This is a genomic window from Janthinobacterium sp. 35 (assembly GCF_002754575.1).
Taxonomy (GTDB): Bacteria; Pseudomonadota; Gammaproteobacteria; order Burkholderiales; family Burkholderiaceae_D; genus Janthinobacterium; species Janthinobacterium tructae.
In genome coordinates this window covers 5,792,916-5,805,747 of sequence record NZ_PEFN01000001.1, presented here as the reverse complement: position 1 = coordinate 5,805,747, position 12,832 = coordinate 5,792,916, and the positions used below count along the sequence as shown (strand labels likewise).

The following is a 12,832-nucleotide window of genomic DNA, read 5'->3' as shown; positions in this document are numbered from 1 at the left end:
TCGCGAAGGCGGCGCGGGTTTCAGGCACAGTGAAAGGTGAAGCATGGTAAGGCAGGCAGGCGAGGATGCATCCGAGCAAAAAGTCATCGACGACATCGCCACGCATGGCTGGCATGGCGTGCATATCAGTGCTGATGAAGTCGGTCCCGGCTATGCCTTCACGATAGGCGCCTGCCACAGTTTCGGCCAGCCTGAATTTCTCATCATGGGCTTGCCGCGCGCCATGGCCCACCAGATACTCGACGTGGCGCTGGACGCCGCGCGCAGCGGCGCCATCACGGATTTCACGGCTACCACGGACGCCTTGCTGGAAGGCCATCAGTGCGCCTTCGTGCGCGTGCCCGTCGAGCAATACCGCAACTATGTCGGCTATGCGCGCTGGTATTATCAGGGCGATGATTTTATGCTGTACCAGATCGTCTGGCCGTCGCGCGATGGCCATTTCCCTTGGCAGGCGCAAGCCAGTGCGCAGTACGTGGAGAGTCAGCCCCTGCTGGGGCCTGCGCCGCTGGCGGCATGGCGGCAGGCAAGCTCGTCACCATTGTGACCGGCACGGCCACCGTGTGCGTGTTCGACCCGGCGCTGGCGCGCCACAAACTCGATGATGACTGCGACTGGTGGAGCATCCCCAGTGCGGAACTGGCGGCCGTGAATGCGGGGCAAGTGGCGTTTTTCAACGTGGGTGGCGACGGCGCATATGACATCGCGTTGTACGCGGAACTTGCCGAGCCGCACGCGAGCGTGCATCTGGCCGTCGTCTCGGGCCGCGTCTTCATCGGCGCCGGAGAAGATGTGACGGGTGGCGGCCTGGAACCGGACACGGCCTGTGGCGGCCTGTTCGTGGACGTGCCCGCGGGCCGCTACCGCGTGCAGGCGCGTCGCGAAGGCGCGCACATCAGCCTGGCATTCGTGCCCGATACGCGTAGCAGCAATGCGTTTGGCGACCTCGTGCGTATTTGATCCCCATTCATTCTCTTGCTATTGACGCTGGCTAGGCATCCATGCGCGCCACGCCCGTGCCTTGCCGCCGGTCCAGGAACAGGCTGTTGCCGTGGATTTTCTTCGCCTGTTTCTTCGCTTCGGCCGCCTGCGTGGCAATCTGATGGTGCGTGTAGTACTGGTGCGCCTCGACCTTGATGACGCCCAGCGACAGGCTGATCAATGAATAAAACACTTTCTTGCCTTGCCGGTCTTCGCTGATGTAGCCGCCCCGTTCGCAGTCGCCCGTGCTGTAATAGGCGAGGATGGCGGCGGCAAAGCGCTCCAGTATGGCCTGGCAGCGCGTTTCCCAGTCTTCGCTCTGGAACAGGATCATGAAATCGTCGCCGCCGATGTGGCCGATGAAGTCGCGGTTCGGGTCGCAATGGCTGCTGAGGATTTCTCCCGTTAGCTGGATCACGTCGTCGCCCTTGCGATAGCCGTACACGTCGTTGAAGGGCTTGAAGTGGTCGAGATCGCAATAGCAGACCCAGAAGCGACTGCCGCTGTGTAATAAACGGTCGATATGCTCGTTGATGGGCACGTTGCCAGGCAGTTGCGTCAGCGGGTTGGCATAGCGTGCGGCATTGATCTGCATCTGCGTGATTTCGCGCATCAGGTCGTGTCCCGTGCCCATGCCCAGGTAGCGGCCGTGCTCGGTGATGATGAAGCCGTTGAACAGATGGTGGGCGTCGGACTGCACCATGGTGTAGCTGAGTTCCTGCAAGCTCGTCTCGTGGTCGGCGATCAGGGGCGTGGCATCCATGAACAGGCTGCACGATTTCTTGCCATACAGTTCGCGCTGGTAGGGGCGGGCGAAGTGGTCGATCATCTCGAAGCGGCTGATCAGGCCCAGCGGCACGCCGTCATCGACGACGGGGATGATCATCAGCTTCGGTTCCTTCAGGAAGATATCGTACACCTCGTTGTTATTGAGTTGCGGCGAAACGGCCGCCACCTTGTTCAGCAGCTTGCGAATGCTGGCGCCGTTCTTTTCCAGGCTGCTGCGCTGCGGATACACGGCCACGCCGTTCCGTCCCAGCGCCTGCACCACTTCGGCCGGCAGGGCGCGCGCCGGCACGGCATTGGGCCGGCCCAGGTGATAGCCTTGTCCAAACGCCACGCCCAGGTCGCGCAAGACCAGCAATTCCGTTTGCGCCTCGATGCCTTCGGCGATCACCAGCGTGCCCGATTTTTCCGCGATTTCCTGGATCGAGCGCACGAACTGCAGTTTCACGGGGTCATGATTGATGCCCTGGATGAAATGCATGTCGATTTTCACGTATTCCGGGCGTAATTCCGACCACAGGCGCAGGCTGGAAAAGCCTTCACCCAGGTCGTCGATGGCGATCTGGAAACCCATGTTGCGGTAATGCAGCACCGCTTCGCGCATCAGCTCGTAATCGTAGGTGGGCTGGTTTTCCGTCAGCTCGATGATGACACGGTCCGGATTGATGCCGATGTGTTCGATGTATTCCAGGGTCTCGCCATGGCGGGCATTGCGCAGCAGCAGGCATTCAGGGCTGACGTTGAGGAACAGTTTTCCGGGCAACTGCAGTTCGGCAAAGCGTTCGAGCACCACTTGCCGGCACAGGTGTTCCACTTCCAGGGTCAGGTCATGCGCGCGCGCCACCTTGAACAGATTCATCGGCGCGTGCAGGGGGCTGTCGGAAGGCCCCCGTATCAAGCCTTCGTAGCCGATGATGTCGCCGCTGTGCATGTGGATGATGGGCTGGAACAGGGCGCTGAGCTTGCGGCCTGCCAGGATCTCGTGCAAGGCATCCGTTCCTTCGATGGGCATGGGGGCAGACGGCGGCTTCAGATACGCCACATTCGATGGCATCGCGCCGGGCGGCGCGGCGGTGGTGGAAGGGAGGGCGAGAGTGTGCATAGGAGGATGTGGCGGCACGGCCTCTGGACGGGCCATGAACATGTTGCCTATAGTAAAGAAGATTTATGACAGCTTGATGAAACGTATTAACTTTTGATAATGTTTCTTGCCTGCCCGTCAGTTTGCCGATTCTCGTCAAAAACGCGATTTATCACGGTGATTCAGGCAAATTGCCCAAACAAAAGACGGCAAATTCATCAGATAACTGTGCTTTAAAAGTGCCAATCCGCGCTATGATTTCTCTTGGCGAAAGTCAACATGGCAGCCGCAGCGTGAGTGTGAACGGCCTGCTTTCTTCGACATCCAACAATGAGACAACAACCCATGCAATTACGTAGTGCAACCCTCATATTCAGCTTGCTGGCCGCTTTCGGTGGCAATGCCCTGGCACAATCCTGCCCGGCCGGCGATGGCGCCCCCGTGACGTATCCGGTCAGCAAAAAAGTCGACCAGCAAGACAGCTACTTCGGCACCACCATTGCCGACCCCTACCGCTGGCTGGAAGACGCCAACAGCGCCGAGACGGGCGACTGGGTGGCGGCGCAAAACAAGCTGACGCAGTCGTACCTGGGCACCATCCCCGAGCGCGCCGCGATCAAGCAGCGCCTGACCAAGCTGTGGAATTATGAGCGTTTCTCTACGCCAACGAAGCAGGGCGGCCGTTACTTTTACAGCCGCAACGATGGCTTGCAGAACCAGGCCGTGCTGTACACGGTGAAAAAACTGACGGACGAGCCGCGTCTGCTGCTCGACCCGAATACCCTGTCCACGGATGGCACGGTGGCGCTGGCCGGCACTTCGATCAGCCCGAACGGCAAGTACCTGGCGTATGCCACGTCCGCTTCCGGTTCCGACTGGAACGAGTGGAAAGTGCGCGATATCGAATCGGGCAAGGATTTGACGGACCACATCAAGTGGGCCAAGTTCTCGGGCGCCTCGTGGACCAAGGACAACAGCGGTTTCTTCTACAGCCGCTATGACGCGCCGAACGAAGCGACCAAGCTGGCCGATATCAATTACTTCCAGAAATTGTATTTCCACAAGATCGGCACGCCGCAAAGCGACGACGTGCTGGTCTTCGACCGTCCCGACCAGAAGGAATGGGCGTTTGGCGGCAGCACCGTCAGCGACGACGGCAATTATTTGATCATCACGGCCACGCAGGGCACGGAACGCAAGAACCGCGTCTTCTACAAGGATTTGCGCCAGAAGAACGCCAAGGTCGTGGGCTTGCTGGAAGCGTTTGACGCGTCCTACTCGTTCATCGACAACGACGGCCCCGTGTTTTTCTTCAAGACGGATAACAAGGCGCCAAAATCGCGCGTGATCGCCATCGACACGCGCAAACCTGCGCCCGCCGACTGGAAGGAAATCGTGCCGCAAGCGGCGGAAACCCTGGTCGCCGTCAACCTGATCAACAACCAGCTGGTGCTCGATTACCTCAAGGATGCGCAAACGCAAATCAAGATCGTCGACCTGAAAGGCAAGCTGGTGCGTGAAGTGGCGCTGCCGGGTATCGGTTCGGCCGGCGGCTTTGCGGGAAAGCGTGGCGACACGGAAACGTTCTACTCGTTTACCAGCTTCACGACGCCGGCGACCATCTACCGTTACGACATGAAATCGGGCAAGAGCAGCGTGTACCGCCAGCCGAAGGTCGATTTCGACCCGAACGCCTTTGAAACGCGCCAGCAATTCTTCACCAGCCGCGACGGCACCAAGGTGCCGATGTTCATCGTCTCGAAAAAAGGCATGAAGCTCGACGGTAGTAATCCCACCTATCTGTATGGCTATGGCGGCTTCAATATTTCGCTGACGCCGAGCTTCTCCGTGGCCAACTTGGCTTGGGTGGAAATGGGCGGCGTCTACGTGATGGCCAACCTGCGCGGCGGCGGTGAATACGGCGAAGCCTGGCATCAGGCTGGCACCAAGCTGAACAAGCAAAACGTGTTCGACGATTTTATCGGCGCGGCGCAATGGCTGGTGGACAACAAAGTCACATCGCCATCCAAGCTGGCGATCGGCGGCGGCAGCAATGGCGGCCTGCTGGTGGGCGCAGCCATGACGCAGCGTCCCGACCTGTTCGCGGCAGCCATCCCGCAAGTAGGCGTGCTCGACATGTTGCGTTTCCACAAGTTCACCGTGGGCTGGGGTTGGGTGCCTGACTATGGTTCGTCGGACGACGCCGAGCAATTCAAGGCGCTGGTGAAATACTCGCCGCTGCACAACCTGAAAGCAGGCGGCTGCTATCCGGCCACCATGATCACGACGGCCGACCATGACGACCGCGTCGTGCCCGCCCACAGCTTCAAGTTCGCCGCCGCCGCCCAGGCAGCGCAAGGCGGCCCGGCACCCGTGCTGATCCGCATCGACAGCAAGGCGGGCCATGGCGCCGGTAAGCCGACGACCAAGCAGATCGAAGAAGTGGCCGACCGCTGGGGCTTCCTCAGCCGTTCGCTGAAGATGATGCCAGTCGCGGCACCGGAGCCGGCCAAGGTGGCGGCGCAGTAAACAGGTGGTAAGACGGTAGGTCGGATTAGCCCGAAGGGCGTAATCCGACACTGCCAGCGCCAACAATGTGTCGGATTACGCGGCGTGCCGCCGCTAATCCGACCTACTCCTGACCCCAGCATTTAACGGCGTAATCCTCGCCAGCACCCCCTCCCCAAACACTGCCTGAAACGGCAAATCCTTGCGCTGCGCATAGCCGATATAGCAGTCGCACTTGAAGCGCGGGCAGGCGCGTTCCTGCAGCATGTCCGCCAGGTCATCCACGTACAGATTCCCCAGCCGCTCGGGCACGAAATGGCAGCGCGCCAGTTCGCCGTCGCCATCGACGGACAGCGACGCTTCGCCCGCCAGGCACGGTTTATTGCGCGAGGGCGATGGGCGGCGGTTTTGCGCGAACCACGGGTCGACGGTATCCAGCCAGACCAGGTCTTGTTCGCTGTAGTAACCGGGGCCACGGCGGTCATACGCGTTCAGCCACAGGTAGACGTGGGCCGGCAGGGCCGCGCGCAGGGCGCGGATGGCCTCCAGATGTTCGTTCATCGCCACGACGCCGACGGAATAGCGCACGCCCATGGCATCCAGACGCGCGCAGCGTGCGAGAAAGCGCGCCAGGGTCGTCTGGTCCGGGTGGTAGGTGCACCACAGGCCGATCTTGTCCAGCCCGTCCATGTTCTCCAGCCAGCCCAAGGGGCCGGACAGGTTCGTTTGCAGCGCCACCTGGCGCACGTGCGGCAAGGCTGCCAGGGTTTGCATGGCCGCGCGGTAGTGGCGCCGCACCAGCGCTTCGCCCCAGGGCGTAAACAGGATACTGATGTTCCGGTCTTGCGCCGCCACCCAATCCGTAAAACGCGCCACTTCGCGCGCGTCGCGGGCCAGCGCGGTACGGCTGTCGCGCTTCTTGGCGAATGGGCAGTAGCCGCAGGCGTAATTGCAACTGGCCAGGGTGCCGCGGTACAGCAGGGACAGCGTTTGCGTTTGCGCTGTCAGCACGCCTGGCCGCCTTCGGCCATCAGCGCGCGCACCGTATCGGAGGCCAGCCACGGGCCGATGGTGTCGGCGTAGCTGTAGCCCCGCTCGTTCAGGCGCAGCAGCGGGCCATTTTCTTCCACCAATTCCAGCGCGTGCAATTCGGCCAGCTGGGGCAAGTCTGCTTCGCAGCGGCTGCCGAAGCGCGCCGCGTAGGCGTCGCGGTCCAGGCCTGGTTCGGTCAGCAGCGACTGGATCACGTAGCGGCGGCGCTGTTCCGCATCATCGAGTACATAGCCGTGTTCGGCCTGCGCGAAACGCGCTTCATCGAGTGCCAGATACCCGTCGATGATGTTGATGGTGTCCGTGCGCGCCACCGCGTACTCGCTCGAATAATGCAGGCTGGCCGTGTAGGAGCGGGCGCCCGCGCCCAGGCCCAGCATGCCGTCATTCTGGCAGCAGTACGAGGGCCCGTTCTGTTCCGGCGCATGCGGGGCGCGGAACATGCGCATCGAGACCTGCTCATAGCCTTGCGCGCGCAAATGGTCGCGCGCGGCCGCATACAGGGCCAAACGGCTGTCGCCGTCCTGCGCCAGCATGATGGGGTTGAGCGATTGCGCGCCCTGGCGGCGCGCCACCTTGCCGAGACCCGTTTGTTCTCGCACGTACAGCGGATACAGGTAGATCTCCTCGGGCGCAAACGTCAGCGCGCTGTCGATGGAAGCGAGCAGGCTGGCCACGGTTTGGCCCGCGATGCCGTAGATCAGGTCCAGGTTCAGGGTGGGAAAGCCGGCTGCGCGTATCAGGCCGATGGCGTGATGCACGGTGGCGTTTTGCTGGGGGCGCGCCAGCGCGCGCATCTCGCCGGCGGCAAAGCTCTGGATGCCCAGGCTGACCCGGTCGATGCCGTGCGCGCGGCACACGGCAAGCCGTTCCGCCGTGATGGTTTCGGGCGACGCTTCGATGCCGGCCGGCGTGTGTTGCAAGTCGATGCCGAGGATGTCGCGCGCGCCGCACAGAAGGGTATCGAGTTGCGCCGGTGACAGATAGGTGGGCGTGCCGCCGCCCAGCGCGAAGCGGGCGAAGCGCCGTTCGCCCAGCGCGCCGGCCAGGGCGCGCATCTGCACCAGCACTTGCTGCACGTAGCGCTCGACCATGTCGGCGCTGGGGCGCGCCATGGCGAACAGGTTGCAAAAGCCGCAGCGCATTTCGCAAAACGGAATATGGATATACGCGAACAGGGCGGAGCGGTCTTGCTGCGCCCACAGGGGCGCCAGCGGCGCTGCCTGCGGCAAGGCGCGGTAAGCCGCCTTGTGCGGATACGAATAGGAATACGCCTGGTAGGGCGTGTGGCGCATGCGCTGCGCCAGGGTGCCAGGCTGTTCGGATGGGTTCACGGTGGGGATTCCTTGGGAGATGTATCGGGGGCGATGAAGAAGTGCGCGTACGGCACGTTCCACACGCTGTCATGGGCCACTCTATGGCCCCGGTAGCCGTCTTCGCCATACGCGCTGCCGTGATCCGAGCAGACGATGGCAAACGTGGGTGCGCGCGCGGCGCAGGCGGCAAACAGTGGCGCCAGCGCGCCATCCACATAGCGCAGGGCCGCCGCATGGCTGTCAAGGTTATCGGCACGGCAGCCGGGCAGGTAGGCGCGGTTCGGCGTGTGCAGGGCGGCCACGTTGATGAACAAAAAGTTGCGCTGGTCGCCGTCCGCCAGGCGTTCGATTGCCAGCGTCACCTGTTTTTGCGTCGAGTGGCGGCTGGCCACGCCCATGCCGGCGCTCCAGTGGCTTTCCTGGAACAGCGACGGCAGCACCGTGCCCAGCGCGGTCTGTTTATTGAAAAAGCCCACGCCGCCGATGCAGACGGTGCGATAGCCGCGCGCGGCCAGTGCGGCGGGCAGGTCCGCTTCCTCGAAAGTGCAGGTGTGCGGCGAGGTGGTTTCGCTGCCCGCAAAAGCGCTGGCGAACAGGCGCGGGTGGCGGCCCGGTGTGGCCGGCGTGGGCAGAAATCCCGCGAAGAAGGCATGGTGCGCCGCGTAGGTGAACGTGGCGGGCGAGTGGCGCCGTTCCCAGCCGCCCGGTGGTAAAAAACGTCCCAGCACGGGCAGTTCGCCCGCCTCGTACAGCGCTTGCGCCACGTCGTAGCGCAGGGTGTCGAGCGTGATGAAGACGATGTCGTGGCTGCCGACGATGGCGTGCATGTCGGGGATGGGCGGTGTTTCTTTATGCATGGGCCAGTTGCGCCGTGTAGGTATCGATGCCTTGCCACAGAAGGCCGGGCAGCAGGTCGCCGAAGGCATTCGCTTCCAGCACATGTGCCTGGCCCTGGCGCACCACCAGATCGTAGCCCGTGACGTGGCTGTGGGGGAAGGCGCGCGCGGCCTGGGCGCTGGTCGCTTCCAGCGCGGCCAGGTCGGCTGCGTTCAAAAGGCCGGCTGCGTCGCCGCGCCGGTTGTCGAGGTGCAGATTCGTCATCATCTGCTTGCCGATGCGCCCCACCCGGTGCGCGGGCCGGCCGGCCAGGGTCACGACGCGCAGGTCGTAGTGGCTGTCGCCGCAGCGCGGCTTGTTCAGCCACGCTTCCGCGTATAGTTCCTGCGCGGCCAGCGCGTCGACGAGGGCGGCGATGTCGTGTTCGGATTCGTAGCGCGCCATGCGCTTGCTGTTCATCAGGCGCGTTATGCCCTCCGTGCGGTACAAGGCGGCCGAGGTGGTGGCTTGCTGGCGCCCGGCCTTGTTCCGGCGGTAGGCGACGACGCCCGACGCGGACGAGCCGTAGCGCGGTTTCAGGTACACGCGGTCAAGCTGGTGTTCGTGCAGCAGCGACTGCAGATGCTCGTAGCCGTGCACGGGGCCGAGCAAGGCAGGTACGGGCACGCCGTGCGCGGCCAGGTGTCGCTGGCACGCCAGCTTGTCCGTCATGAGGGTGATTTCGGCCGGCGCATTGAGCACGCGCGCTTGCGGCAAGTCGGCCAGTTGCAGCGCCAGGGAAGCCATGGCGGATGCAAATCCGGCAAACCAGGCATCCATCGCCAGCAGCTCGCCATGCGCGGGCGCAGCGACGGGCGGACGCTCCAGCAGCCGGCAGCCCGCCTGCAGCAAGAACAAATGGGCGGCAGGATCGTCGCCGGGCGGTTCGATTTTCAGCCAGCGGGGCTGGCGCAGGGCGGCTTCCAGCAGCGCCGGCTGCGCCAGCCAGTCGCGCCATTCCAGCACCTGTGCGGGCGGCAGGCGCAGTTGCGCGCGCGCCGCCTGCATCAGGCGCACGCGCTTGCTGCCGGCGGTGGCCAGCAAAAGCATCAGGTTTTATTCGCCGACGGCGACATAACGGTAGCTTTCGCCATCGTCTTCATCGGCTTCCTGCGGGTCGTCCAGTACCACCTCGAAGGGCAGCGCCTTCAGCTTGGCCTGGTTTTCTTCCGAGATGTAGTGGTGCGACAGGTCCAGGCGCTTCAACTTGCCCAGTTGCGTGTGATTGAGTATGGCCACGGCGCCCAGGTCGCCGATGGTGCCCAGCGACAGGTCCAAGGTGTCGAGCTGCGCCACCAGCGGTTCCTCGGCCAGCCAGACGGCCAGGTCGTCGGCGATTTCCGCGTCGCGCAAGCCGAGATATTTCAGGGTCGGCACGGTCAGCTGCGCCAGCACCTTGCGGTACAGGTCCACGTCACCCGAGAATCCGTATTCTTCCGTGCCCAGCCACAGTTCCAGGTGTTCCAGCTGTGGCATGCTCGATTGCGCCAGCGCCTCGGCGATCTTTTGATCGAGGCCGCCCGCTTCGATGGTGAAGCGACGCAGGTGCTGGTGCGCGAACGGTTCGATGACGAGCTCATTGCCGCCGCGGATGCGCAGCTCTTCCAGCTGCGGGAACGCGTCCAGCAGCGGCTTGTAACTGCCTTGCACGATCCACGAGATTTCGCATTCCTCGTACGTCATGTCGCCGATGAACAGGGCGCGCAAGTTGGGCAGCTGTGGCGCATGGGCGATCAGCGCGGCGATCACATCGTCGGCGCCCGATTCGTACGGGTCGCCCCACATGCCGATGATCAGCGCTTCGAGTGTGTTCTTGTCGGTTTTTTCCAGGAAGCCGGTGATCAGGTCCGGCATCTTGCGCTTGTCGTCATACTCGAGCGAGAGGCGGTAGACGATGTCTGGTGATGCGTCGAAGGGCAAGTCCGGGTCGTACTGGACGACTTGCTTGTCGTGGAAGGTGGTGGTGCTGTCGGAAATGGTCATCGCGTGGGCTCCGTAAAAACAGTGGAGGCCTGGATGCCGCGCGTGCTGCGGCGGAGGGACGAGCCGGGATGTGCCGCGACGCTCTGCGAAGACATCCAGGCCTGGAAATCTTGTCTATACTAAAATCTTAGCATGAGGAAAGGGGCTTGTTGCGCACTGGAGAATGCAGTGCCTGACTTGAACCCCACTGCCGCCGGGGTCGTACCCTGAGGGTACGACCCCAGTTCTTGCCTTTGGGCTATTACCTGTGGATGACCACGAGCAGGGCCTTGCCCTCGGTCTTGCCCAGATTGCGTATCGTATGCGGCTGGTCGGCCGGATAGCGTGCCGTGCCGCCATTCTTGACCTTTTTCTTCGCCGTGCCCACTTCCAGCTCCAGGTTACCGTGGATCACCGTCAAATGCTCGGTGGTGCCGGGATCGTGCGGCTGCGACGCCAGTTCGCCGCCGGGCGCCAGGGTCACTTCATACCATTCGTATTTGCCGGCCAGTTCCATCGGCCCCAGGATGCGCAGCACGTAGCCCGCGTGGTCGCCGGGCAGGGTGGGGGTTTCGTGGGCGTCCGTGATGCGGATGGTTTCCACGGCTTTTTCCGCGCTGGACAGCAATTCGCCGATCTGCACGCCCAGGGCGTTGGCAAGGCGCCAGGTAATGGCGATGGTGGGATTGGCTTTTTCGCGCTCGATTTGCGACAGCATGGACTTCGAGACGCCCGCGATGCGCGACAAATCCTCGAGTGTCAGGCCGCGCGCCAGGCGCAGCCGTTGCAGGGTGGCACCCACTTCAGGGGGAGAATTGGTCGAAACGCTGGTTTTCATCGGCAGGTGGCTTGCAAAGTTCAATAGGCTTGGGTAATATCCACTATATTGAATTTCAGTTCGACATAGTGGATTTTGAGGAAAAACACGGAAACGTGCAGACTTCAAACAGCGCTTCACGGTACAGCATATGGCGCGCGCCGGTCAAGCGGCGGCCCATGCAGCCAACAGGCATACAACAGGGACACACAAGGATCATCATGAGCGAGCAAGCGAAGAACACCTTTTTCAGCGGTCTGCAACAGAATCTCGATCAACTGCGCCAACAGGGCTTGTACAAGTCCGAGCGCGTGATCGCCTCGCGCCAGGGCGCTGAAGTGGTGTGCGACGATGGCCGTACCCTGATCAATATGTGTGCGAACAACTACCTGGGCCTGTCCGGCGATCTGCAGACGCAGGAAGCGTCGATTGCCGCTACGCAAAAATACGGCTACGGCCTGTCGTCCGTGCGCTTCATCTGCGGCACGCAAACCGTGCACAAGGAACTGGAACAGGCGATTTCCGCTTTTCTGGGCACCGCAGACACCATACTCTACGCGGCCGCTTTCGACGCCAACGGCGGCGTGTTCGAGCCCCTGTTCGATGAAAACGACGCCATCATCTCGGACGCGCTGAACCACGCGTCCATCATCGACGGCATCCGCCTGTGCAAGGCTGGCCGCTACCGCTACCTGCATAACGACATGGCAGACCTGGAAGTGCAGCTGCAAGCGGCGGTCGCCGCCGGCAAGCGCCATAAAGTCATCGTCACGGATGGCGTGTTCTCGATGGATGGCACGATAGCGCAACTCGACAAGATCTGCGACCTGGCCGACCAGTACGGCGCGCTGGTGATGATCGACGAATGCCACGCTTCCGGCTTCATGGGCGCGACGGGCCGCGGCACGCACGAGCACCACAATGTGATGGGCCGCATCGATATCATCACGGGCACCCTGGGCAAGGCCCTGGGCGGCGCCATGGGCGGCTTCACGTCGGCGCGCAAGGAAGTCATCGACACGCTGCGCCAGAAATCGCGCCCTTATCTGTTCTCGAACACCCTGGCGCCATCGATCGCCGGCGCTTCGCTGTCGGTACTCGAGCGCCTGGCCAAGTCGACGGAACTGCGCGACCGCCTGCATGAAAACACGACTTTCTTCCGCAGCGAGATCGAGCGCATCGGCTTTACCATCAAGCCGGGCACGCATCCGGTGGTGCCTGTGATGCTGTTCGACGCCCCCGTGGCGCAGAAGTTTGCCGCCCGCCTGTATGAACTGGGCGTGCTGGTGACGGGCTTCTTCTACCCGGTCGTGCCGATGGGCCAGGCGCGGGTGCGCGTGCAGCTGTCGGCCGCGCACACGCGCGAACAGCTGGTGCAAGTGCTGGCCGCCTTCGAGCAGGCCGGCAAGGAACTCGGTTTGCTGACCACTACCACCACTAACTAACAAGAATTCA

At 62.8% G+C, this 12,832-nt stretch carries 11 protein-coding genes; 4 read left to right on the top strand and 7 right to left on the bottom strand.

Translation table 11 applies throughout. The annotated features are described in order from the left end of the window. The first annotated feature begins 43 nt into the window (after window positions 1-43). Window positions 44-547: a DUF4262 domain-containing protein gene (locus tag CLU93_RS25845; protein WP_099763944.1), complete on the top strand. Its 504-nt coding sequence runs from the start codon at window positions 44-46 to the stop codon at window positions 545-547. Further along, window positions 517-960: a DUF6386 family protein gene (locus CLU93_RS25840; protein ID WP_099763943.1), complete on the top strand. Its 444-nt coding sequence runs from the start codon at window positions 517-519 to the stop codon at window positions 958-960. Before CLU93_RS25845 ends, CLU93_RS25840 begins: the two co-directional genes overlap by 31 nt. A 31-nt stretch (window positions 961-991) precedes the next feature. Here the strand turns inward: CLU93_RS25840 and CLU93_RS25835 are convergent, their stop codons facing one another. Further along, window positions 992-2,779, bottom strand: a complete 1,788-nt coding sequence (locus CLU93_RS25835) for a GGDEF domain-containing protein (protein ID WP_099763942.1) — start codon at window positions 2,777-2,779, stop codon at window positions 992-994. Between the two features lie 414 nt (window positions 2,780-3,193). Between CLU93_RS25835 and CLU93_RS25825 the strand changes: the two genes are divergently transcribed. Further along, a complete protein-coding gene (locus CLU93_RS25825) occupies window positions 3,194-5,377 on the top strand; it encodes a prolyl oligopeptidase family serine peptidase (RefSeq protein WP_180287948.1) in 2,184 nt (727 codons plus the stop codon). A gap of 93 nt (window positions 5,378-5,470) precedes the next feature. Here CLU93_RS25825 and CLU93_RS25820 read toward each other — a convergent pair whose 3' ends face one another. The 6 genes from CLU93_RS25820 to CLU93_RS25795 all read right to left on the bottom strand — a co-directional run bounded on the left by CLU93_RS25820 (window position 5,471) and on the right by CLU93_RS25795 (window position 11,398). Beyond that, window positions 5,471-6,367, bottom strand: coding sequence for an STM4011 family radical SAM protein (locus CLU93_RS25820; protein WP_099763939.1), 897 nt, complete (start codon window positions 6,365-6,367; stop codon window positions 5,471-5,473). Next, a complete protein-coding gene (locus tag CLU93_RS25815; RefSeq protein WP_218968361.1) occupies window positions 6,361-7,740 on the bottom strand; it encodes an STM4012 family radical SAM protein in 1,380 nt (459 codons plus the stop codon). Before CLU93_RS25815 ends, CLU93_RS25820 begins: the two co-directional genes overlap by 7 nt. After that, window positions 7,737-8,579 carry an STM4013/SEN3800 family hydrolase gene (locus CLU93_RS25810; protein WP_099763938.1) on the bottom strand — a complete coding sequence of 281 codons (843 nt, stop codon included), beginning with the start codon at window positions 8,577-8,579 and terminating at the stop codon, window positions 7,737-7,739. Before CLU93_RS25810 ends, CLU93_RS25815 begins: the two co-directional genes overlap by 4 nt. Further along, window positions 8,572-9,648 carry an STM4014 family protein gene (locus CLU93_RS25805; protein ID WP_099763937.1) on the bottom strand — a complete coding sequence of 359 codons (1,077 nt, stop codon included), beginning with the start codon at window positions 9,646-9,648 and terminating at the stop codon, window positions 8,572-8,574. Before CLU93_RS25805 ends, CLU93_RS25810 begins: the two co-directional genes overlap by 8 nt. 6 nt (window positions 9,649-9,654) lie before the next feature. Next, the gene (locus tag CLU93_RS25800) at window positions 9,655-10,581 is read right to left on the bottom strand and encodes an STM4015 family protein (protein WP_099763936.1); all 927 of its coding nucleotides are present in this window, start codon (window positions 10,579-10,581) and stop codon (window positions 9,655-9,657) included. A gap of 241 nt (window positions 10,582-10,822) precedes the next feature. Continuing rightward, complete coding sequence (locus CLU93_RS25795) at window positions 10,823-11,398, bottom strand: helix-turn-helix domain-containing protein (protein ID WP_034751403.1); 576 nt, start codon at window positions 11,396-11,398, stop codon at window positions 10,823-10,825. A 200-nt stretch (window positions 11,399-11,598) separates the two neighbouring features. Here CLU93_RS25795 and kbl point away from each other — a divergent pair, with 200 nt between their 5' ends. Then, window positions 11,599-12,822 carry a glycine C-acetyltransferase gene (gene kbl / locus CLU93_RS25790; RefSeq protein WP_099763935.1) on the top strand — a complete coding sequence of 408 codons (1,224 nt, stop codon included), beginning with the start codon at window positions 11,599-11,601 and terminating at the stop codon, window positions 12,820-12,822. Window positions 12,823-12,832 lie beyond the last annotated feature (10 nt).